Here is a 22,279-nt window from a genome sequence, read left to right as displayed (position 1 = left end):
CCCATGCTCCGGATCGTTGTCTTCCTTATCCTGGTCGGGCTCGCCGCCGCGGGCTCGGCCTGGGTCGCCGAGCAGACCGGCGATGTCGTGCTGAACTGGGGTCCGTGGCGCATCGCCATGACCCTGCCAGTCTTCGTGCTGGCGCTCGGCCTGACCATCGCGGCCTGCGTGCTGGTCTGGAACCTGATCAGCGCGCTGTTGCGGGCGCCGGGACGGATTCGCAACCATCACCGCGCCCGCCGCCACCAGCGCGGACGGCATGCCATCACCCACGGCTTGCTGGCCATCGGCCATGGCGATCTGACCGCGGCGCGCCAGCACGCCGATGCCGCCAAGCGGCTCGCCGGCGACGATCCGCTGACCCTGCTGCTGCATGCGCAGGCCGCCCAGCTCGGCGGCGACCGCGATGGCGCGCAGCGCGCCTTCCGGGCGATGGCCGAGCGCCACGACACCCGGCTGCTCGGCCTGCGCGGCCTGTTCATCGAGGCGCAGCGCGCCGACGACGCCTATGCCGCGGTCATGATCGCCGACGAGGCGCTCAAGCTCGCGCCGAACGCGACCTGGGCCTCGCACGCCGTGCTCGGCTTCCGCTGCGCCCAGGGCGACTGGAACGGCGCGCTGGCCATCCTCGACAGCAACTACACCGCCGGCATGATCGACAAGCCGACCTATCGCCGCCAGCGTGGCGTGCTGCTGACCGCGCGCGCCATTGCGCTGGAAACCGAGAACCGCGATCTGGCCCGCGCGAGCGCGATGGAGGCGGTGAAGCTGGCCCCGACGCTGATCCCGGCCGCGGTGCTGGCGGCAAAATTCGAAAGCGAGGCCCACCAGGTGCGCCGCGCGATGAAGATCATCGAGGCGGCCTGGACCGCCGGCCCGCATCCCGACCTCGCCGACGCCTATGCCCATGTGCGGCTCGGCGATTCGGCGCGGCAGCGGCTCACGCGGATCGAGAACCTCGCCGCCCGCACGCGGGATCATATCGAGGGCGCGCTGGCGATCGCTCGCGCGGCGATCGACGCCGCCGAGTTCGGCCGCGCCCGCGCCGCGCTGGCGCCGTTCACCGACGACCCGACCCAGCGCGTGGCGATGCTGATGGCCGAGTTGGAGCGAACCGAGCACGGTGACGCCGGCAAGTCACGCGAATGGACCCTGCGCGCGGTGCGCGCCCGCCACGACCCGGCCTGGACCGCGGACGGCTATGTCAGCGACCATTGGCGGCCGATCTCGCCGGTGACCGGCCGGCTCGACGCCTTCCAATGGCAGACCCCGGTCGCCAGCCTGCCGTCGGAGCGCAACAGCGTCATCGAGAGCTCCGAATTCGCCGATGCGGTGCTGGCGCCGCCGACCCGCGCCGCTATTCCCGAAGGCCTGGCCGAGCCGCCGCGCGAGGTCGCCCGTCAGAGTCAGCCGGACGTGATCGCGCCGACCCCGCAGGACAACGTTCCGCCGCGGCCCGCCGAGACCGCGGTGTCCGAGCCGGCTGTGGACACACCTGTGCAAGAGGCCGTGGATAAGCCTGTCGACAGGCCGGTGGATAACCCTGTTGAGAAGACTGAGGACAACCGGCTGATCGAGGTGAGTAGCGCGACGCCGGCCGAGCCGGCGCCGCCGCTGCAGGCGTCCGGACCGACCGATGCCGATAGCGAGACGCCCGAGGCCGAGCGGGACGAGGCGGAGAGCGAGGCCGAGGCGCCTGCCAAGCCGGCCGACCCGGTGGCGACCGCGCCGACGCCGCTGTTCCGCACCCGCAGCGATCTCGGCAAGCCGCCGGAGACACCGCTCCAGACGATCGTTCCGATCATGCGGCCCCCCGATGATCCCGGCGTCGACGACGAAGATCAGACGCGCGACGAGTTTGCCGAGCAGATCGCGCCCAAGGCGCAGGCCGGCGGCTGGCGCGGCTTCTGGTCGCGCTTCGGGAGCTAGGGACGGCCGGTCCCTCCGGCGTCGGTTCCGGGTCACAGCGGCACGATTCCGCGGCATGGCGGCGCGCGTTGTCCTTGCCAACCGCCGATTGGCCCGATATCAGGAGCGCGTTCGCGTGGTCCGGCGTCATGCCGGGCACGTGCTGCTTTTGGTTCGCCGCAATAGCTCAGCTGGTAGAGCACGTCATTCGTAATGACGGGGTCGGGGGTTCGAGTCCCTCTTGCGGCACCAGCTCCCACCCTCTCGGCCGTCCCCTCCCCCGGTTAAGAATTGCTTAACCCAAATCGCGCCATCGTCCTGCGCGAGCCGCGGGCCGGGTTTCCCGCACTGGCAGCAGGTGATGATCCGGCGCGTCCCGACGCGTTCGAGTCTCGCGAATGTCGGTTGCGCTCGGCGTGCGCGCCAACGGCTGAGCCGGTGGCGATGAGTACCCAGAGGTCATGGTCGAGACGTTCCGCTCGCGGTCGCGACGCCGGCGCGCGTGACGATTCGGTCAGACGACACAAGGCAATGCGCGGCCGGGGCCGGCGCAGGGCGGGATCGACCGCCGACACGCAACGAGAGACAAAGGCGATCCTCGACATGAGCACCACTGCCCTCGACAATCATACCCAGTTCCAATCCATCGTCGGCCAGATCCGGACGCTCGCCTACAAATATATCGAGGACAAGGACTTCGTCAGCGCGCAGCTCGCGTTCCAGAAGCTGCTTGAGCTCGACCCCAAGGACATCAATGCCCGCTTCATCTATGCGCAGCTGATCGACGACGGCTCGCACAAGAAGCGCGCCGAGGCGCGCGACATGATGCTCGCGATCCTCGACGAGCATCCGGAGATCTTCAACGATCCGAGCGAGGGCAATCTGCACCTGATCCGCAGCGCCGCGGTGCGCTGCAGCCATGTCGGGCCGTTCACGCGCTCGATGGAGCTGTTCCGCAAGCTCGCGCGCGCCTCCAACCAGGCCGCCGATTACTTCTCGCTCAGCGAGATCCTGACCCAGGGCAACGAGTTCGAGGAGGCGGTGGCCGCGCTCGAAAAGGCCATCCAGCTCAATCCGGCCTACGACAATCCGATCAACCGCGAGACACTGGAGCTCGCGCGTTCGAACGCCAAGAAGGGCAAGGCCAAGGACGTCAAGGCCCGCGCCAAGGTCGGACGTTATCCGGAAACCAAGGATTTCCTCGGCGATCTGCAGACGCTGATCACCAGCCACATTGCGGTGAACCTGGCGGCCGCGCCCAAATTCCTCGACAAGAGCACGCGCTTCTTCACCATGGGTTCGTGCTTCGCGCGCAACCTGTCCAAGAGCCTCAACGACAGCGGCTATTCCAGTCACCACATGGAGATCTCGGAATATATCAACACGACGTTCGCCAACCGCGTGTTCGTCGACTGGCTGCGCGACGCCAAGATCAATCCGGAGATCGAGGAGCGCATCGTCGAGCTGTTGCCGCCGGGGTCGAGCAAGTGGAGCACGCTGACGGCCATCAAACAGGCCGACGTCTTCATCCTGACGCTCGGCGTTGCCGCCGCGTTCTTCGACCGCGAGACCGGCGCTTTCGTGCTGCCGCGGCCCAGCGCGCTGAACTCCCGCGCGCTGGCCGAGAAGTACAAGTTCCGCACCGCGAGCGTGCAGGAGAATGTCGACAACGTGCTCTATCTGATCGACTTCATCCGCAGCATCAAGCCGGGCATCAAGGTCATCGTCACGGTGTCCCCCGTGCCGCTGCTGACCTCGTTCGAATATGAATCGGTGGTGCAGGCCGATTGCCTGTCGAAGAGCACGATGCGGCTGGTGGCGCACGAGGTCGTCAACAATTCGAACCTCCCGGACATCTGGTACTGGCCGTCCTTCGAAGTCTTCCGCTGGGGCGGCTCCAACGCGTCGAGCTTCTTCGCCGCCGATGACGGCGCTGCCTGGCATGTCTCGGAGGACAAGGTGGCGGCCACGGTGCGCGCCTTCGTGCAGACCTTCTCGCCGGCCTGACCTCGTGTCGGACGGCGGCGCGGAGCGGCGGCTTCAGGGCAGCCGCTTCCGCCACAACCGGATGATCACGATGCCGGCCTGGGCATAGCCCGGCGGCGAGCTCTCGGGGCCGAACGGGGTCCTCGAATACAGCGAACTGGAGATCAGGAAGCCGCCGACATAGGGCTCGGGCAATCCGGACAACGCCAGGAAACAGCGGTGCGTCAGCAGCCCTTCCTCGGGCTGATTGCCGCGCACCAGCCGGCAATCGCCGACGCCGTTGAAGGCAATTCCGTTCAGCTGACCTTCGGTATAGGTGCCGAGCAATGTCGGATCCATTGCCTGGCCGATACACACCCGCAACTCGCCGATGCTTTTCTCACCGGTGTCGGTCATGCGACCATCCGATTGCCGGACCGTCACCGCGTGGATCGTGAGCTGATCCTCCAGCGCTGGCGCAAACCCGGTCTTTGTCGGCGCACAGAAGTCCGACGGCACCACGCGACCATGGCGCACGGTCCGTGCGACAAAGATCTCCTCGACGTCGTTTTCACCGGACTGCGCCCAGACCCGCCCGGTCGCCGGGAGCAGCGCGGTGACCGCCAGCGAAAGTGCCATCACGAAGCGGCGCATGCGCCCACCCTTCCCCCGAATCGATAGGTTTCACTATCGGATTCGGAGAGGTTTCTGAATCGCACCAACGAATAGTACATGTGCATACAATCATACCTCAACCGTGGGTCGTCCGGGTGCTCGTGAACAGCTCCGGGTGACGGTAACAAAGTAGCCAGTAAAACGAGCAGAATTGCAGCACAGCCGCTCCGCGGGCCGCTGCAATCGATGCCATGTGTGTGCCTGCTCGCCGTCGGAGCACCTCGTCCCTGCAGGGAAGTCGCGGCGGCTGCGAAAAGGTTCTCAGAAAGAACGAACCGCTGCGCATGACCGCGTGCCCTCGCCGGGCCTCGTCGTCGCCGCACGTGACTGCCGTCACATCCCAGGCCGCCGCGGCGGCCTATTGCTTTGCCATCAACGAGGGGAGCTTTGACGATGAACAAGATGATGCTGATCGGCGCTATTGTGCTGGCATCCGCCACGACCGCCCAGGCCGGCGGGACCCGCAGCCTCTCACTGGCGCCGAACGACACCGCCGCACCTGCGCCGCGCCCGGCCTATGTCCAGCAGGCCGGCGAGGTCACGATCACACCGGCGCCGGTGCCGGCTGGTGCACCCGGGCAGCCAGCAACACAGCCCGTGCAACCGGCCCCGGCAGCTGCAGCCCCTGTCGCCAATTCAACGCCGGCCACGCAGCCCGCGGCCGCCGCGGCGCCGACGCCAGATCCGACCGGCTCAGTGCAGAAATCATCGCGGCGCTCGACGTCTGCAGCAAAATCAGCACGGGCCGGCAAGCCGCGCGGCAAGAGCTGGACCGAAGCGCGGATCATCCGCGAGTTGCATCGCCACGGCATCTATTGGTGAGCGCAAGACTGCAGGCGGCCACGAAGCCGACGACGCGCAACGAAAAGGCCGGGCGAACGCCCGGCCTTGGCACGTCAGCTTTGTCGCAGCGGCATCACTGCGAGACGGTCTGGATCACGCTCGAGATCGGCCGCGCATTGGTCATCGTGGTCGGCAGCTTCGGGTCCTGGCCGACCATCGCGTCATATTCCGGCAGCGTGTCCAGCGTGCCCTTCGCCTTCATCGCGACCACCTTGTAGCCGCCGGCCTTGAGACGCCGCAGCAAAGTCGGCAGCGCCAGCGCCGTGTTCTTCTGGAAGTCGTGCATCAGGATGATGCCCTTGCCCTTCTTGTCGAGCCCGGTCATCACCGTGTTCACGACCTGGTCGGGATCCTTGGAGCGGAAGTCGAAACTGTCGACGTCACAGGAGAACATCGCGACGTTGCGGCTGCCGAGATAGGCGACGGCCGACGGCCGGTGCTGCAGTTGCGGGAAGCGGAAGAATGGCGCCGGGTTGGTGCCGAGCGCGAATTTCACGGCGCTGAACCCCTTCTCCAGCTCTTCCTTGGCCGCCTCGTCGGTCATCTTCTTGCCGTTCAGATTGGCGTGCGACCAGGTATGCACCCCGACGGTGTGGCCAGCCGCCAGCACCTGGCGCAGGATCTCCGGATGATAGGTCGCGTGCTTGCCGATCGAGAAGAAGATGCCGGTGGTGCATTCGTCGGCGAGCGCCTTCAGCACGGCCGGGGTGTTCACGGGCCACGGGCCATCGTCGAAGGTCAGCACCACCTCGCGGTCGGCGAGAAAGTCGAACTGCTTGAAATGGTCGAGACCGAAGCCGGGGCCGCCGGTGGTGTCGACCACGACCGTGCGCGAGATGCCGAGCGCGTCCGGATTGGCGCAGGTCGACTTCGGCAGCGCCAGCGCGGAGGATGCCGCGGCGGTCTTGGACGGCAGGGTCCCGGTAATCTCGACATCGTCCTTGGGCGCGTCCTTGCTGGCCTTGGCGGCCACGCGGGCGGGCGGCGGCGCGGACTCGGACGGCTTCGCCGCTGCGCTCTGCGCGGCGGCATTGGCGGGGTTCGGCTTCGACAGCCAATACCACACACCGGTGATCGCCAACGCCGCGACGACGGTGGCCAACAGCAAGCCTAACGCATTACGCATGGTTACTTTCCCGAAAACGCGAGATACGCGAGGGACGGATACGACGGTATTCGTCCCATTCCATTAGCTTCCATTAATGCCAACGAATCCTTAACGGGGTGCCAACGCCGCCGGGACGGTCGCGGTTTTCCCGCGCACCCTCCGCGTCGCATCAGGACTTCACCGGAGCGACACGTCGTCGCGGCGATTGCTCTGCTCAACGCGCGGACCGGGGTTGATGGGCCTGATCTGGCGTGACCCGCGTCACGGTTGCTAGAGAGCGATCCGGCCATGATGGACGCATCGAACACGGGGCTCGCAATCACGCCGAGCCAATGGGAGCCAGCCATGACGAAGTCCTTCAATCTCCTGCGCACGACCGTTCTGACCGCCGTCAGCGTCGCCGCCATCTCGGCCGTCACGTCCAGCACGAGCTTCGCCTTCAGCGCCGAGGCGCAGCAGATGTGCACCGGGGATGCGTTCCGCCTCTGCAGCAGCGAGATCCCGAACATCCCTGCGGTCACCGCTTGCATGATCAAGAACCGGTCGTCGCTGAGCTCCGGCTGCCGCGCCGTGCTCGACAAGGAGGTCGCCAAGCGCAGCGGCAAGATCGCCGAGATCAACGACGCGAATTGAAGGCCCGCTTGCGGCTCCAGCCTGCGCGCCATAGCTGCGACCGCGACGCTTGCGACGGCCAGTTGTGACCACTAAAAGCGCCGCCAAGCTTCAATGCCGGGAGAGAGGCGTCGTTCATGCGAGTAATAATGGTTGTCATCCCGCTCATGCTGGCGGTGTCGGCAGCGTCAGCCCAGCAGCAGGCCAACCAGGACGCCTGCGCGCGCGACGTGTCGCGGCACTGCCGCGCCGTGATGAACAATGGCGATCAGGCCGTCCTGGCCTGTCTCAAGGAGCATCGCGCCAAGCTGTCGAAGGCCTGCGACAAGGTGCTGACCGAACACGGGCAGTAACCCCTCCGGGACGCCCGCATCGGGAGCGCCCGGGCAGACCGCCAATCAGGGCCCGCTACGGGCCGCCGTCGCAACCGCCGGCGCCTGTTCGGCGGTCCGATCGACATCATCCTTGGGCCGGACCGAGCCGAACGGCCGCTCCAGCATGCGGCGGATCCGCACCGGATCCGGACCGATGTGGAAGCCGATGGCGCGCTGATGCAACTCGCGCTCGGCGCGCGTCGCACGGTTGCGCTGGCGCAGATAATCGATCCAGGTCGGACAATGATAGCGCTCGGTCCACAATTCCGGATCGGCGATGTCGCGAGCGATCGACCAGCCATAGGCGCCGTTGCGCTGCCGGCTGAGCTGCACGTCCTGCATCAGGTCGTGGAACGCACGGGCATCATCTTCGGCGACGCGATACTCGATCTCGACCACCAGGGGACCTGAGCGCGACGTCAGCTCGAGCTGCACCTCCGGATCCGCCAGGGTCTCGCCATCCTCATTCCGCGCGCCGATCGGCGGCATCCGCAGCCACAGGCCGAGCAGCGGCGAGACCATCATCAGCGCGCCCGAGACAAGCAGCGCCACCTCGACGCCGGCAGCGTCGGTCAGGTGCCCCCAGCCCCAGCTGCCGATCGCAATCCCGCCGGAGATCGCCGCCTGAAACGCCGCCAGCGCCCGGCCCGCCACCCAGCGCGGCGCCGACAGCTGTACGCCGATGTTGAACAGCGCCACCGCCAGCATCCACACCGCGCCGGCGACCACCAGCGCCGCCGCGGTCAGCACCGGCTCGCCGCTGAGACCCACGGCCGCTGTCGCAGCGCCAAGGGTCAGCGCGCAGCTGCGGATGGCCGCCTCGCCCGACAGCCGTTTCCTGATCTCGCCGATGTTGAGTGCGCCGACCACGGCGCCCATCCCGAACGCGCCGAGCATGATGCCATAGGTCTGCGCGCCGCCATGCAGCAGGTCGCGCGCGACCAGCGGCATCAGCGCCGAGATCGAGCCGCCGATGATGCCGGTGACCAGGGTGCGGATCAGCACGATCCGGATCGACGGCGAATGGATGATGTAGCGAACGCCCGAGACGATGGCGCGATTGAGCGGCTCGCGCGGCAGCCGGCTCGGCTCGACCACGCGCCGCCACAGGAACAGCGCCGCAAGCAGCGGCAGATACAGCAGCGCGTTGGCGGCGAAGGCCGCGACCGCGCCGGCAGCGGCGACGACGACGCCGCCGATCGCCGGACCGAAGCTGCGCGCGATTTTGTAGCTGATGCCGTTGAGCGCGACCGCCGCTGGCAGCGTCTCCGGCGGCACCTGCTCGCTCACCGAGGATTGCCAGGCCGGCCCCATCAGCGCCATGCCGCTGCCGATCACGAAACACAGCGCCAGCAAGCGCTCCGGCGTCACCAGGCCGAGCCACGCCAACACCGTCAGGGTGACAGCGCCGCCGAGCGCGACGAGCAGCGAGACGAGCGCAACGATGCGCCGGTCATACATGTCGGCGATGGCACCGGCCGGCATCGAGATGAACATCACCGGCAGCATCAGCGCGGTCTGCACCAGCGCCACCTTGTCGGCCGACGACGTCATCTGCGTCATCGCCCAGGCGGCGCCGACAGCCTGGATCAAAAGTCCGAGATTGGACAGCAGGCTCGCCAGCCAGATGCGGCGGAACACCATGTGACGCAGCGGCGCGGCAATGCCTTCTGCCGCGAACGGCTCACGCTTCTGCGGCGCATTCATGCAGGTCCGTCCACGTCGCCCAACCGTTCTGAATGATGTCGCATTGAACTATCGCTTGATTCCGACCGGACCGATGTGATGCCTGCGAATGTCCGCCGCTGTCCAGTGCCGCCATGCGCAACGCATCCTGGACCACGGCCAACGAACACCAAATGAACGAGACGACGGGGAGATCGCCGATGAAATTGACGCGCCGCACCATTCTCAAGAGCATGGGAACTCTGCCCCTGCTCACCGGCGGTCTGAGCTTACCGGCGTGGGGGCAGGCCGCGCCTGCGGGCGCCGACCTGCCGCCGGTGTTGTTCGTTCATGGCAATGGCGACCATGCAGCGCTCTGGATGACGACGCTGTGGCGCATGGAATCCAACGGCGTGCCGCGAACGCACCTTGCTGCGCTCAATTTCACCGATCCGCTGGCGCGGAACGATGATGCGGTGGCGCAGCCCAACCGATCGTCGACGGATGATCAACGCCGCGAGCTTGCCGAGGCGGTCAAGGCACTGAAGGAGCGCACGGGAGCGGCGCGCGTCGCGCTGGTCGGCAGCTCGCGCGGCGGCAACGCCATTCGCAACCTCGTGAAGAATGGCGGGGGCGCCGATGTCAGCCATGCGGTGCTGTGCGGCACGCCCAATCACGGCGTGTTCGATTGGGAGGACAGCCCGAACAGCGAGTTCAACGGCCGCGGACCGTTCCTGCGCGGCCTCAATGCGGGCGACAGCGAGGTCACCGCGGGCACGGCCTTCATGACCCTGCGCAGCGACGGCCTCGACAAATACGCCCAAGCCGATGGCCGCCTGCTCGGCAAGCCCGGAGTTCCCACCGGGATCACCGCCGACGGCCCGGCGCTGAAGGGCGCGACCAACCTCGTGATCGGCACGCTCGACCATCGCGAGGTCGCGTTCCATCCACGCGCGTTCCGCGAGATCTACAAATTCATCGCCGGCCGTGAGCCAGCGCTGATTGCCATCCAGCCGGAGCGAGAGGTGCGAATCAGCGGCCTCGTGACGGGAACGCCGGGCGGCGCACCGACGAACCGTCCCGTGGCCGGCGCGAGCGTCGAGGTCTATCGCATCGCCGCCGAGACCGGGGCGCGCAACGGCGAGCCTGTCTATCGCGGCCAGACCGGCGCGGACGGGCGCTGGGGCCCTGCGGAAATCGATCCGGCCTCCTATATCGAGATCGTACTGACATCTCCGGGCGCGCCGATCACCCATTTCTACCGCTCGCCGTTCCCGCGCTCGTCCGACGTCGTGCATCTGCGCGCCGCGCGGCCGCTGGGCCAGGCCGATGCCGGAGCGGGCGCGATCGTGATCATGGCCAGGCCGCGGGGCTATTTCGGCTTGCCACGCGACATCGTGCTGCTCGACGGCAAGGAGCCTGCCGACATACAGAAGGGAGTACCGACCGACGCCGCCACGACATTGCGGCTGCCCGCAGGCGAGGTCGGGCGCAGCGTCACCGGACTGTTCAACGAGGAACGCATCGCCGCCCGGCTTTGGCCAGCTTCGGAGAGCAGGATTGCGGTCATCGAGCTGACTAATTAGTTACCGGAGTCAAATGATACACGAACGCTCTGGAGGGCGCGTCGATGCGCCCTCTTCCTCGCTTCGCAAGCGCCTCGGCATGGATCCGTTTCGCAGGATCTCTCGCCGTCGACGTGAGGGTCTGCCACTTGAGGGTCTGCCACGGTTCGCCGCGGTCGCCTGCATAAGCCGCGGCGCTGGTGTTGCCGATCGATCCTTTGCCGCGCCGCCGGCGTCGTGAGGCCACCCATGAGTACCGCCGAGATCCATTATTTGCCGCAGGCCCGAGCACCGGTCATTCCTCCGATGCCGCCGCGTGCGCCCGACAGCATGGGCGCGTTCCGTCGCGTACTGCTGATGGGAGAGAACGCGATCGCAACCTGGAGCCAGCGCGCCTATGAGGACGAGATCGTCCGCGGCCGGTTCTTCGGCAGCTCGAGCTACATTCTCAACACACCCGACACGATCAAGCATGTGCTGGTCGACAATTGGGAGAACTATGTTCGCACCGACGGTGCCATCCGCGTGCTGCGACCGGTGCTCGGCGAAGGCCTGCTCATCGCCGAGGGCAGGGCCTGGAAGCACCAGCGCCGCACTTTGGCGCCGGCATTCACGCCGCGCGCCGTAGCGGGGCTGATTCCGCACATGATCGCGGTGACCGATGACACCGTGACGCGGCTGAAGCAGCAATGCGACGCGCCGGTCGACCTGCGCGAGATCATGCAGCGCATGACGCTCGACATCGCCGGGCGCACGATGTTCTCGTTCGAGATGGGCCGTCACGGCGCGACCTTGCGCGACTTCGTGTTCGAATATGGCGCGCGGCTGGCCAGCCCACATCTGCTCGACATCGTGCTGCCGCTGTCCTGGCCGACGCCGCGCGACATCGCCCGCCGTCGCTTCCGCAAGCGCTGGACCGCCTTCGTCACCCTGCTGATGGCGGAGCGCCGGGCCGCCGGCAAGCTGGACGACGCGCCGCCGCGCGACCTGTTCGACCTGATGGGCGCGGCACGCGATCCGGAGACCGGTGCGGCCTTCACCGATGCGCAACTCGCCGACGAGGTCGCGACCATGATCCTCGCCGGCCACGAGACCACCGCAACGGCGCTGTTCTGGGCGCTGTATCTGATCGCGCTCGATCCAGCCAGCCAGAGCAAGCTGGCGCAGGAAGCTGGCGCGGCCAGCGATCTCGGCGATCCGGATCGATTGCCGTTCACCCGCGCCGTGATCGACGAAACGCTCAGGCTGTATCCGCCGGCCTTCCTGATTGCGCGGGCGGCCAGCGGGCCGGACCGGCTCGCGGACTTTCCGGTCAAGCGCGGCGACGTGGTGCTGATCTCGCCCTGGCTGCTGCATCGGCACGAAAAGCTCTGGCGCGCGCCCAACGCGTTCATGCCCGAGCGATTCCTGCCGGGCGCCGCGCCGCCCGAGCGCTTCGCCTATCTGCCGTTCGGCGCCGGAGCGCGGGTCTGTATCGGCGCCCATTTTGCGCTGGTCGAAGCCGTGCTGGCGCTGGCGCGCCTGGTCGGCGCATTCAAGATCGAGCTCATCGACCGCGCGCCGGTGATGCCCATCGGGGTGGTGACGACGCAGCCGGACCGGTCGCCGCTGTTCAGGATCACGCCGCGCTGAGCAACCCTGGCGCGCTTGCCGGCCGTTCACTTACCGAAATGTCATGCGGTCCGGACCGTCCGGCGCATTGCCGGAGCCGCTTTTGATTCGCATATTGAAGATGTGGGCTCGGGGGTGGCCGGGACAACAGCCGCGAAGGACGTCATGCTGGAAGGACTGCGCCAATTCATCGCCGACGTCGTTTCGCCGCAGCAGACGCCGGCCTTTGACGACAACGGCTATCAGCTGGCCGCGACCGCGCTGCTGATCCATGTCATCTCGCTGGACGGCGAGCCGAGCGAGGCCGAGCGGCGCAAGCTGCACACCCTGATCGAGCTGCGTTTCGGGCTCGACCCCGGCAGCGCCGATCGCCTGATTGCCCAGGCCATGCTGGCCGAGGGCGATGCGGTCGACCTCTATCGTTTCACCAGCGTGATCATGCGCGAGGTCGATGAAGCCGGCCGGCTGCGCATTGTCGAGATGATGTGGGAGCTGGTCTATGCGGACGGCAGGGTCACCGAATTCGAGGACAATGTCGTCTGGCGTGCCTCGGAGCTGCTCGGCATTTCGACCCGCGACCGTGTCGACCTGAAGCACCGCGTTGCCGCGCGCCGGCCGGCCCATCCGGCCTGAGGCCCGGTTTGGAGCTCGAAGCGGAACCCGAGATGAACAAACTTTAATTTTGTTTCTGGCCGTAATCGCTCCGATAAGCCTATGTGAATTCGAAACTATTGCTTCAATTGGATCCCGCGTCGCATTTTGCGCGGCTTGCATGTTCCGGTCTGCCTATGCTCTCGTCCGGCGCGACCGAAGATTGTCTGGAATTTGATCAAATCAAAGAGCTGGGATCGTGGGTGAACGTGTCACGCTCATAACAGGTGCGTCGGCGGGGATCGGGACCGAGCTGGCCCGTGTGTTTGCCGCCAATGGACACCGTTTGGCGTTGGCAGCCCGGCGCGAAGACCGCCTGGCGGCGCTGGCCCGCGAGATCGTCACCCAAGGTGGCCCGGAGCCGCTGGTCATTCCCTGCGACCTGACGTCGCCTGATGCGGGCGACACCATCGAAGCCGCTTTGTCGGCCGCCGGCTTGGAGCTCGAATTTCTCGTCAACAATGCCGGCTTCGGCCTGTTCGGCAAAGCCGTGCAGCTGTCCCGGACCGAGCAGCTCGACATGATTGCGGTCAATGTGCGCGCGCTGACCGAGCTGTCGCTGCGCTTTGCCGACCAGTTGATCCGCAACAAAGGCGGCATCCTCAATCTGGGGTCGGTGGCCGGCTTCCTGCCGGGACCGGGCATGGCCGTCTATTATGCCTCCAAGGCCTATGTGATCTCCTTCACCGAGGCGCTGCGCAAGGAGCTCGCGCCGCATGGCGTCCGGGTGACCGTCCTGTGTCCTGGGCCGGTTCCGTCGGAATTCCAGGACCGCGCCGGTTTCAAGCCCGGGGTCGACTCGGTGATCCTGAACGTCTCGCCCAAGGCGGTCGCCGAGGCCGGCTATCGTGGTCTGATGGCCGACAAGCGCGTGGTGTTGCCCGGGCTCGGCATCAAGATCGTGCCGTTTCTGCTGCGCTGGTTCCCGCGCGGCTTCATCCTGGACGCGGTCGGCCGGCTGCAGCTGAAGCGCAGCTGATCGACGCTGGCGCGGGGCTTGCTTGGCGAGGGTTGCGCGCTCACGCGCCGTTAACTTTCGCTTAGCTATGATCGTCAGGTGATGCTCAGGCAAGACCCTTCGCGCCAACCGAACGGGACCGCCAAGACGGACGTTCGACAACGACCCTCCATACCGGCCCGCGCGGCTACACCGCGGCGGCCGGTTCTGATCATCCTGCATCAGGAGACGTCGAGCCCCGGGCGGGTCGGCAACGCGCTCCGTGCCCGCGGCTATCCGCTCGACATCCGTCGGCCGCGCTTCGGCGACCCGCTGCCGGAGACGCTCGATGAGCACGCCGGTGCCGTTATTTTCGGCGGTCCGATGAGCGCAAATGATCCCGACGAGTTCGTCCGCCGCGAGATCGACTGGATCGATGTGCCGCTGCGCGAGCAGCGCCCGTTCCTCGGGATCTGCCTGGGTGCACAGATGCTGGCGATGCAACTCGGCGCGAAGGTCGCGCCGCATCCGGAAGGGCGCGCCGAGATCGGCTATTACCCGATCCGTCCGACCCAAGCCGGGCGCCGATTGTGTCCACATTGGCCCGATCACGTCTATCACTGGCACCGCGAGGGCTTCGACCTGCCCGCCAGAGCCGAGCTGCTCGCCGAGGGCGGCGACTTTCCAGTCCAGGCCTACCAATACGACAACGCCACCGGGCTGCAGTTCCACCCCGACGTGACCTACGCGATGATGTGCCGCTGGACCACGCGCGGTCATGCCCGGCTGGACACGCCCGGCGCGCGGCCGCGCCACCATCATTTCGACGGACGAGCCGTGCACGATACGGCGGAGCGCGCGTGGCTCCAGCATTTTCTGGACGGCTGGCTGGCGCGGCGACCGGTTGCGGCAATGGCCGAGGCGGCTGAGTAGAAGCCGGTCTTTCAGACAATCAGGCTTTTCAGTCCATTGGGCTAAATACCAGCCTGGCTTCGCCATGTGGCTACGCCGGGCACCACGCTTCGCCCTTCGGGCACTGCGTGGCCGCGCCACGCGTAGCCCGAAGGGCGAAGCGTGGTGGAGCCAGGCGGGATCGAACCGCCGACCTCATCATTGCGAACGATGCGCTCTCCCAGCTGAGCTATGGCCCCAAGTCACGTTTCAAGTCCAAAGACTTGTCAAGTCCGACGGCTTGGTCACGCACGGCCGCTCGAGATTGGGAAGGCGGCCGGCAGAACGGCGCCATTTACAGTCGGGCCTCCGGCCAAGTCAAGAACGCTCACATCGCCCGTTAGCCTTGACGGGCAGCTTCCCTTGTTTGCCCCTGGGGGAACCGATATCTAGCGGTGAGCCCGTTCTCCCGCCCCAAGAAGCCCCCTGATGAAGCCCATCATTTACGTTCTGATCCAGGTCATCTCGCTTTACATGTACCTGCTGGTCGCGTCGGCCATCCTGTCCTGGCTGATCGCCTTCAACGTCGTCAACACGCGGAATCAGTTCGTCGCGGGCATCGCGGAGTTCCTCTACCGAATCACCGAGCCGGTGCTCAGCCCGATTCGCCGCCGGCTGCCGAATTTCGGCGGGCTCGACATCTCGCCGATCATCGTCTTCTTCCTGCTGATGCTGATCCAGATGTACCTGGCCGATTACGTCTATCCGTTCGTGCCCTAGGCCGAACGGCGCGATGAGCCCGCTGCCCTGGCGCCCGGCGTCCGACGGCCTGACCGTTGCGCTGCGGGTGACACCGCGCGGCGGCCGCGACGCTATTGACGGCATCGAGACGCTCTCCGACGGCCGCAGCGTGCTGAAGCTCCGGGTGCGCGCGGTCGCCGATGGTGGCGAGGCGAATCGCGCCGTGACCGAACTGCTGGCCAAGGCGATCGGCGTCACCAAGGCGGCGGTGCGAATCACCTCCGGCGCCACCGCGCGGCTCAAGCAGGTGACGATCACAGGCGACGCATCCAGGCTCGATCAGGCCTTGCGCGACCTCGTCGCAGCCCATAAGCCGACCGGGAAATAGTCGAGGCAGACGCAGGATACGCGAGGAGAACTTTCGGCTTCGCAGACAGCGGTCTTCACCCTCCCCTGGAGGGGGAGGGTCGCCTCACGGTCAGCGAAGCGAACGTGAGGCGGGGTGGGGGTGATCTCTCCACGGGACCAGCATCCGTGGCTTCACCCCACCCCGCTCGCCCGCTTCGCGTGCGACCGACCCTCCCCCTCCAGGGGAGGATGGGAGCTCGCGGCAAGCATCCTGCGCTCAATGGACTGGGTTGAACGACGAGGGAGAGCAATGACCGCGCGCATCATCGATGGAAAAGTGATCGCAGCCGACCTGCGCGGGCAGGTGGCGCGCGAGGTGGAGCGGGTCAAACGCGATCACGGCCTGACGCCGGGGCTCGCGGTGGTGCTGGTCGGCAACGATCCGGCATCCGAGGTCTATGTGCGCAGCAAGCATACCCAGACCCAGGCCGCCGGCATGGCCTCGTTCGAGCACAAGCTGCCTGCCGACGTCGCGCAGAGCGAGTTGCTGGCGCTGATCGACAAGCTCAACCATGACCCCTCTGTTCATGGCATCCTGGTGCAGCTGCCGCTGCCGAAGGGCCTGGAGACCGAGATCGTCATCAACGCGATCGACCCGGCCAAGGACGTCGACGGCCTGCATCCGCACAATGCCGGCCGCCTCGCCGGCGGCCAGCCGGCGCTGGCGCCGTGCACGCCGCTCGGCTGCATCATTCTGAGCAAGACCGTCCACCCCTCGCTGGAAGGCCTGAACGCCATCGTGATCGGCCGCTCCAATCTGGTCGGCCGCCCGCTGGTGCAATTGCTGTTGAACGAGAACGCCACCGTGACGATCGCGCATTCGCGCTCGCGCGATCTGGCCGCGCTGACCGCGCGCGCCGATCTGGTCTACGCCGCCGTGGGCCGGCCCGAGATGGTGAAGCGCGACTGGATCAAGCCGGGAGCGACCGTGATCGATGTCGGCATCAACCGCATCCCGACCGCCGAGGGCAAGACCCGCCTGGTCGGCGATGTCGCCTATGCCGAAGTTGCGGAGGTCGCCGGTGCGATCACGCCGGTGCCCGGCGGCGTCGGCCAGATGACGGTGGCGTGCCTGCTGGTGAACACGCTGCGCGCCGCCTGCGCCATCGCCGGACTGCCGAAGCCGGCGGTGTGAGCCTTCTTCCCGACGGGCCAAGCTTTGCTTGGACATGATCTTTCGGAAAGCCGGTTTCCACCTGTCCGGATCATGCTCTGGAGATCAGAGGCGCCGGCGCCGCGCGGTTTGCGATTCCGCGGCGCCGGGCTGACTCGAACAACAATCCTACTTCTTCGCCGCCTTGGCGCGGGCGATGCCCTCGCTGATCAGCTGATGGGCGTCGTCGGCATTGCCCCAACGCAGCACCTTCACCCATTTGCCGGGCTCGAGATCCTTGTAGTGCTCGTAGAAGTGCTGGATCTGCTGCAGGGTGATGTCCGGCAGGTCGGAATAAGTGCGGACCTTGTCATAGCGCTGCGTCAGCTTCGAGGACGGCACCGCGATGATCTTCTCGTCGCCGCCAGCCTCGTCCTCCATGATGAGCACGCCGACCGGGCGAACGCTCATGACCGCGCCGGGCACGATCGCACGGGTGTTGGCAACCAGCACGTCGCAGGGATCGCCGTCATTGGAGAGCGTGTGCGGGATGAAGCCGTAATTGCCGGGGTAGCGCATCGCCGTATACAGGAAGCGGTCGACGAACAGCGTGCCGGCCTCCTTGTCGAGCTCGTACTTGATCGGCTCGCCGCCGACCGGCACTTCGATGACGACGTTGACCTCGCGCGGCGGATCTTTCCCGATCGGGATGGCGTCGATGCGCATGGATGCTCCGTAGAACTTGAACTTTGAGAATTTGAACGTTTGAGGGTCGGACGCTCGCGAGCTGAGCGCTCATATTCGCAGTCGCAAAAAAATCGCGGCTGCGCAACAGCTACCTCAATCCGAAACCTTCAGTTCAGTTCAGGACCGCGTTAACGCTTAACGCGTCCAGGGTTCAAGCAGTCCGGGTGCAATTCGCCGGGACTCAGTTCGTCCAGGCGAAGGCGACCTTGTCGAGCGACTTCGGCCCGAAGCGCTCGGACGACCGTGCGACCATGCGGCCCCCCAAGGCACGGTAAAACTCGGTGGCGGGATCGTTGTCGGACAACGCCCACACCACCATGCTCTTCAGCCCGCTTTGCGCGAGATCGCGCTTGGCGGCCTGAAAGAGCCGGCGACCGAACCCCAGCCCCTGAAATTCCGGTCGCAGATAAAGCTCGTAGACTTCGCCGTCAAAGTGCAGGCTGCGGGCGCGATTGCGGCCGTAATTCGCATAGCCTGCGACCTTGTCGTTGAACACCAGCACGCTGACGCGGCTGCCTTTGCGGATCGCGCTGTCCCACCATTGGGGGCCGCGCCGGTTGATCAGCTTCTCCAGCTCTGCGCCAGGGATGATTCCCTGATAGGCAGAACGCCAAGCTTCATCATGGGCTGACGCCACCGCAGCCGCATCTGCAGCCTTGGCCGGACGGACTTCGATCAGGGTTGTGCTCATGACGAGATCAAAGCAAGTCGGCGGCGCGCCTTCAAGGTGCCACGTTAAAGATCGGTTAACCTGTGGACTTTCGGCATCACCGTGGCGGAAAGCTGTGCCGAAAAGGGACAAATTCGCAACATGCCCATGCGCCAACGGTGCTTAATAACCGTCAGCTGCGACGGGCAACGACAAACTGCAGCGGACCGGCCGCAGCAGCCGCGCGCGCGGTGCCGGCGGAGAACGATTCCCGCTCGGCAGGACGATGGCGCTCGACGCCCTCCGATGATTGTTCGCTTTGCTTCGGCTGGGACGAACAGGCGCGCGACGGCCGCGCCAACCTGGCCGGGACAGCACGCACGCACTGCGATATCGATGAGCCAAAGAAGGGCGGCGACCGATGGCTGCAGCCCTGCAAGCAGGACCATGATGACGCTGTATTTCCTGGTCAAATATCTGCACGTCCTCGGCGCCATCGTCATTCTCGGCACCGGGACGGGGATCGCATTCTTCATGCTGATGGCGCATCTGAGCGGACAGGCTGCGTTCATCGCGCGAACCGCGGGCGTGGTCGTCATCGCCGACATGCTGTTCACGCTGTCGGCGGTGCTGCTGCAGCCGATCAGCGGCGGCACGCTGATGTGGCTGTCATCAACGTCGCTGTCGGAGCGATGGCTGACGACGTCGCTGGTGCTCTATGCATTGGCTGGACTGTTCTGGGTGCCGGTCATCTTCATGCAGATCGAGCTGCGCGATCTCGCGCGCGCCGCCGACGCCGATGCTCAGCCGTTGCCGCCACGCTATTTCACCGTCTTCCGCCGCTGGTTCATCTGCGGCATTCCCGGCTTCGGGTCGGTCATGGCCATTCTCTGGCTGATGATCGCGAAGCCGTTCTGATCGGGAGCCGGCGATGACCGCTTATCCGCGCATCCTCGTGCTCGGCGCGTCCGGCCTGATCGGCCGCTACCTCACCGACGACCTGCGCCGGCGCGGCTTTGTGACGATCGGCCTGGCGCGGGCGTTTTCGGCCTCACAACGAATGTCGCCGCTGGACATCGAGCTGCCGATCATGGCGCTCGATCCGTCGGCTCTGGCAGGGTTGATCCGTGCCCATGAGATCGACGTGGTCGTCAATGGCCTGGGTGTGCTGCAGGATGGTCCGGGCAGCAGCACCGATGCCGTGCACCGCGATATCGTCGCGCGGCTGCTCGCCGCGTTCGCCGCCTGCGGCCGTAACGTTCGCTTCGTTCACATCTCGATCCCCGGTGCAGCCGAAGAGGACCACACGGCGTTCGCAACGACCAAACGCGAGGCCGAGCGGTTGATTGCCGCGTCGGAGTTCCCTTACGCGATCCTGCGGCCGGGCTTCGTGATCGCGCCCACGGCCTATGGCGGCAGCGCGATGGTTCGCGCGCTTGCCGCGTTGCCGCTCGATCTGCCGGCGAAGGATGCGGCAACGCCGTTCCAGCCGGTCGCGGCGGCCGACATCGCCGCGACGGTCGCCTGGCTGGCGACGCGCCCGATCGATGACGAGACGACCCGTGCGGTGAGCTGGGACCTGATGCAACCGCAGCCGGTCACGCTCGGCGACGTCATCGGTGGCTTTCGCCGCAGCTTTGGCACGGTGCAGTGGCCGCGCATCGCGCTGCCGCTGACGGTCCTCAAGCTCGGCGCTGTTGCCGGCGACCTATCGAGCTGGCTCGGCTGGAGGCCGCCGATCCGCACCACGGCGATCGCCGAGCTGCGCCGCGGCGTCCGCGGCGATCCGCAGCCCTGGATCGCCGCCACCGGCCTCACGCCAACGCCTCTGGCTGACGCGATCGGCGGGCATGGCGCGTCGATCCAGGACAAATGGTTTGCGCGGCTGTTCCTGGTCAAGGCGCTGATCATCACCAGCCTGGTGCTGTTCTGGATCGCCTCGGGCAGCATCGCGCTGTTCGTGTCGTTCCCCGCGACGACGGCAATCCTGACCACGCGCGGCTGGCCCGAGGGCTTCGCAATTCCGTTCGCAGCCATCACCAGCATGATGGACATCTCGGTCGGCGTCCTGATCGCATTCCGGCGGACGGCTGTGTTCGGCCTGATTGCAGGCATTGTCGTCTCGCTCGGCTACATGGCCGGATGCGCGCTGTTGACGCCTGATCTCTGGCTCGAGCCGCTCGGCGCTCTGGTCAAGACCGGACCCGCGATCGTGCTGATGCTGGTCGCGCTGCTGACAATGGACAATCGATGATGACCACCTGGCCCGATGACGACGTGATCCTGTATGACGGCATCTGCGTGTTCTGTTCGCGCTGGGTGCAGTTCGTCATCGCCCGCGACGCCGCCAAACGTTTCCGCTTCACGCCGATCCAGTCGCCTTACGGCACGCGCCTGGCGCAGGCGTTCGGCATCGATCCCAAGGAACCTGACACCAACGCCGTCGTGCATGGTGGCCGGGCGCATCTCAAATCGGATGCGGCGCTCACCGTGCTGTCGAACCTGCCGGGCTGGGGTTGGACGCGGGCATTGTTCGCGGTGCCTAAGCCGCTCCGTAACGCCGTGTACAGCGTGGTCGCGCGCAACCGCTACCGGATCTTCGGCAAATACGATTCGTGCTTCGTGCCGGACGCCGAGCTGCGCCGGCGGGTGCTCGAGTAGGCCAGATCAATCGATTGATTCGAACGATTCATCCGATATAATCCGTTGGATCGATTGATTTCAGCATGAAATTCTCTCCGAAACCGCTGGTTTGGGAGAGTTTTTCATGGCCACCCCTGCGCACGATCTCACCGCCGATGCCCCTGTCGTCGCTCATCGGGCAGATGCCCGCGCCCCTGCAACGCGTCTCTCACTGCTGTTGCCGGGGCTGGCGCTGTCCGCCGCGCTCGCGGCCGGTGCCTTCGGACTCCATCAGCTGCCAGGCTTCCGCCTGTTCAGCCCGATGATCCTGGCGATCATGGCCGGCATGGCGCTTCACAACGTCGTCGGCACGCCGGTGCGGGCCAAGCCGGGCGTCGCGTTCGCGATGCGCCGCGTGCTGCGGATCGCGATCATCCTGCTCGGCCTGCAGCTGACGGCCGCACAGATCGTCGAGGTCGGCGCGCGCGGGCTCGCGGTGATCGCGCTGAGCCTCGCTGGCACGTTCCTGTTCACGGTGTGGATGGGGCGGCTGCTCGGGGTCGACAGCAAGCTGGCGGAACTGATCGCCGCCGGCACCTCGATCTGTGGCGCATCCGCGGTGATCGCGACCAACACGGTCACGCGCGCGCCTGACGAGGACGTCGCCTATGCGGTGGCCTGCGTCACCGTGTTCGGCTCGATGGCGATGTTCGCCTACCCGCTGCTGCCGGCGCTGCTGCAACTCGACGCCCACGCTTTCGGCCTGTGGAGCGGCGCCTCGATTCACGAGATCGCGCAAGTGGTCGCGGCCGCGTTCCAAGACGGCCAGCAGGCCGGCGAGTTCGGCACCATCGCCAAGCTGGCGCGGGTGACGCTGCTGGCGCCGGTGGTGCTGACGCTCGGCCTTTTGGCCACACGCCGCGCCCGCCGACACGGCCAAGACCATGTCAGCGCGCAGCCGCCATTGCCCTGGTTCGTGTTCGGCTTCATTGCGCTGGTCGGCATCAACAGCGTCATCACGGTGCCCGCCGAGGCGAAGACGGTGATTGTGACCGTCACCGGTTTCCTGCTGTCGATGGCGCTGGCCGCGATGGGGCTGGAGACGGATTTCGTCAAGCTCAAAGCAAAGGGCCTGCGGCCGCTGGCGCTGGGCCTCGCGGCCTTCCTGTTCATTGCGATCTTCAGCCTGGCGCTGGTGAAGCTGACGACATAGG

At 66.5% G+C, this 22,279-nt stretch carries 22 protein-coding genes and 2 tRNA genes; 18 read left to right on the top strand and 6 right to left on the bottom strand.

Features of this window, described 5'->3' with window-relative positions; translation table 11 throughout:
- Nucleotides 1–3: 3 nt before the first annotated feature.
- From HL671_RS20650 to HL671_RS20640, 3 genes are all read left to right on the top strand, one after another.
- Nucleotides 4–1,929 (top strand): heme biosynthesis protein HemY, encoded by a 1,926-nt coding sequence (locus HL671_RS20650; RefSeq protein WP_172238131.1) that lies wholly within the window; start codon nt 4–6, stop codon nt 1,927–1,929.
- A 155-nt stretch (nt 1,930–2,084) separates the two neighbouring features.
- Nucleotides 2,085–2,160 (top strand) — tRNA-Thr (locus tag HL671_RS20645).
- Between the two features lie 351 nt (nt 2,161–2,511).
- Complete coding sequence (locus HL671_RS20640; protein WP_012040634.1) at nt 2,512–3,915, top strand: GSCFA domain-containing protein; 1,404 nt, start codon at nt 2,512–2,514, stop codon at nt 3,913–3,915.
- 33 nt (nt 3,916–3,948) lie between these two features.
- Here HL671_RS20640 and HL671_RS20635 read toward each other — a convergent pair whose 3' ends face one another.
- Nucleotides 3,949–4,512 (bottom strand): hypothetical protein, encoded by a 564-nt coding sequence (locus HL671_RS20635; RefSeq protein WP_374050108.1) that lies wholly within the window; start codon nt 4,510–4,512, stop codon nt 3,949–3,951.
- Between the two features lie 429 nt (nt 4,513–4,941).
- Between HL671_RS20635 and HL671_RS20630 the strand changes: the two genes are divergently transcribed.
- On the top strand, nt 4,942–5,370 hold the full coding sequence (locus tag HL671_RS20630; RefSeq protein ID WP_172238125.1) for a hypothetical protein: 429 nt from the start codon (nt 4,942–4,944) through the stop codon (nt 5,368–5,370).
- 94 nt (nt 5,371–5,464) lie between these two features.
- On the opposite strand, the gene HL671_RS20625 is transcribed toward HL671_RS20630, so the two are convergent.
- The gene (locus HL671_RS20625; protein WP_012040631.1) at nt 5,465–6,517 is read right to left on the bottom strand and encodes a polysaccharide deacetylase family protein; all 1,053 of its coding nucleotides are present in this window, start codon (nt 6,515–6,517) and stop codon (nt 5,465–5,467) included.
- A gap of 327 nt (nt 6,518–6,844) precedes the next feature.
- On the opposite strand from HL671_RS20625, the gene HL671_RS20620 reads away from it, so the two are divergent.
- The gene (locus tag HL671_RS20620; protein WP_012040630.1) at nt 6,845–7,132 is read left to right on the top strand and encodes a hypothetical protein; all 288 of its coding nucleotides are present in this window, start codon (nt 6,845–6,847) and stop codon (nt 7,130–7,132) included.
- 128 nt (nt 7,133–7,260) lie between these two features.
- Nucleotides 7,261–7,464 (top strand): hypothetical protein, encoded by a 204-nt coding sequence (locus HL671_RS20615; RefSeq protein WP_012040629.1) that lies wholly within the window; start codon nt 7,261–7,263, stop codon nt 7,462–7,464.
- Nucleotides 7,465–7,509: 45 nt separating this feature from the next.
- Here the strand turns inward: HL671_RS20615 and HL671_RS20610 are convergent, their stop codons facing one another.
- Nucleotides 7,510–9,192, bottom strand: a complete 1,683-nt coding sequence (locus HL671_RS20610) for an MFS transporter (RefSeq protein ID WP_172238122.1) — start codon at nt 9,190–9,192, stop codon at nt 7,510–7,512.
- A 179-nt stretch (nt 9,193–9,371) separates the two neighbouring features.
- Between HL671_RS20610 and HL671_RS20605 the strand changes: the two genes are divergently transcribed.
- From HL671_RS20605 to HL671_RS20585, 5 genes are all read left to right on the top strand, one after another.
- Nucleotides 9,372–10,736: a hydrolase gene (locus HL671_RS20605; RefSeq protein WP_172238119.1), complete on the top strand. Its 1,365-nt coding sequence runs from the start codon at nt 9,372–9,374 to the stop codon at nt 10,734–10,736.
- A 228-nt stretch (nt 10,737–10,964) separates the two neighbouring features.
- On the top strand, nt 10,965–12,347 hold the full coding sequence (locus HL671_RS20600) for a cytochrome P450 (protein WP_172238116.1): 1,383 nt from the start codon (nt 10,965–10,967) through the stop codon (nt 12,345–12,347).
- 144 nt (nt 12,348–12,491) lie between these two features.
- Nucleotides 12,492–12,959 (top strand): tellurite resistance TerB family protein, encoded by a 468-nt coding sequence (locus HL671_RS20595; RefSeq protein WP_172238113.1) that lies wholly within the window; start codon nt 12,492–12,494, stop codon nt 12,957–12,959.
- 217 nt (nt 12,960–13,176) lie between these two features.
- Complete coding sequence (locus tag HL671_RS20590; protein WP_172238110.1) at nt 13,177–13,956, top strand: SDR family NAD(P)-dependent oxidoreductase; 780 nt, start codon at nt 13,177–13,179, stop codon at nt 13,954–13,956.
- A gap of 81 nt (nt 13,957–14,037) precedes the next feature.
- Nucleotides 14,038–14,847: a glutamine amidotransferase gene (locus tag HL671_RS20585; RefSeq protein WP_172238107.1), complete on the top strand. Its 810-nt coding sequence runs from the start codon at nt 14,038–14,040 to the stop codon at nt 14,845–14,847.
- Nucleotides 14,848–14,989: 142 nt separating this feature from the next.
- Here HL671_RS20585 and HL671_RS20580 read toward each other — a convergent pair.
- Nucleotides 14,990–15,065, bottom strand: a tRNA-Ala gene (locus tag HL671_RS20580).
- A gap of 229 nt (nt 15,066–15,294) precedes the next feature.
- Here HL671_RS20580 and HL671_RS20575 point away from each other — a divergent pair.
- The 3 genes from HL671_RS20575 (at nt 15,295) to folD (ending at nt 17,089) form a co-directional block, all read left to right on the top strand.
- Nucleotides 15,295–15,585, top strand: a complete 291-nt coding sequence (locus HL671_RS20575; RefSeq protein WP_012040622.1) for a YggT family protein — start codon at nt 15,295–15,297, stop codon at nt 15,583–15,585.
- A gap of 13 nt (nt 15,586–15,598) precedes the next feature.
- Nucleotides 15,599–15,934, top strand: coding sequence for a DUF167 domain-containing protein (locus HL671_RS20570; RefSeq protein ID WP_012040621.1), 336 nt, complete (start codon nt 15,599–15,601; stop codon nt 15,932–15,934).
- Nucleotides 15,935–16,204: 270 nt separating this feature from the next.
- Nucleotides 16,205–17,089, top strand: a complete 885-nt coding sequence (gene folD, locus HL671_RS20565; protein WP_172238104.1) for a bifunctional methylenetetrahydrofolate dehydrogenase/methenyltetrahydrofolate cyclohydrolase FolD — start codon at nt 16,205–16,207, stop codon at nt 17,087–17,089.
- A 147-nt stretch (nt 17,090–17,236) separates the two neighbouring features.
- Here the strand turns inward: folD and ppa are convergent, their stop codons facing one another.
- Complete coding sequence (gene ppa / locus HL671_RS20560) at nt 17,237–17,773, bottom strand: inorganic diphosphatase (RefSeq protein ID WP_012040619.1); 537 nt, start codon at nt 17,771–17,773, stop codon at nt 17,237–17,239.
- Between the two features lie 202 nt (nt 17,774–17,975).
- Complete coding sequence (locus HL671_RS20555) at nt 17,976–18,485, bottom strand: GNAT family N-acetyltransferase (protein WP_008963902.1); 510 nt, start codon at nt 18,483–18,485, stop codon at nt 17,976–17,978.
- Between the two features lie 408 nt (nt 18,486–18,893).
- Here HL671_RS20555 and HL671_RS20550 point away from each other — a divergent pair, with 408 nt between their 5' ends.
- The 4 genes from HL671_RS20550 (at nt 18,894) to HL671_RS20535 (ending at nt 22,278) form a co-directional block, all read left to right on the top strand.
- Nucleotides 18,894–19,361, top strand: coding sequence for a DUF2269 family protein (locus HL671_RS20550; RefSeq protein ID WP_012040618.1), 468 nt, complete (start codon nt 18,894–18,896; stop codon nt 19,359–19,361).
- Between the two features lie 13 nt (nt 19,362–19,374).
- The gene (locus tag HL671_RS20545; RefSeq protein WP_172238101.1) at nt 19,375–20,697 is read left to right on the top strand and encodes an SDR family oxidoreductase; all 1,323 of its coding nucleotides are present in this window, start codon (nt 19,375–19,377) and stop codon (nt 20,695–20,697) included.
- The gene (locus tag HL671_RS20540) at nt 20,697–21,104 is read left to right on the top strand and encodes a thiol-disulfide oxidoreductase DCC family protein (protein WP_012040616.1); all 408 of its coding nucleotides are present in this window, start codon (nt 20,697–20,699) and stop codon (nt 21,102–21,104) included. The genes HL671_RS20545 and HL671_RS20540 overlap by 1 nt, the downstream gene beginning before the upstream one ends.
- Before the next feature lie 199 nt (nt 21,105–21,303).
- On the top strand, nt 21,304–22,278 hold the full coding sequence (locus HL671_RS20535; protein WP_172238298.1) for a YeiH family protein: 975 nt from the start codon (nt 21,304–21,306) through the stop codon (nt 22,276–22,278).
- Nucleotide 22,279 lies beyond the last annotated feature (1 nt).

The sequence above is a fragment of the Bradyrhizobium denitrificans genome, assembly GCF_013179005.1.
GTDB classification, from domain to species: Bacteria; Pseudomonadota; Alphaproteobacteria; order Rhizobiales; family Xanthobacteraceae; genus Bradyrhizobium; species Bradyrhizobium denitrificans.
Note: the sequence above shows the minus strand (reverse complement) of the source record. Positions and strands in the feature narration are given on the sequence as shown.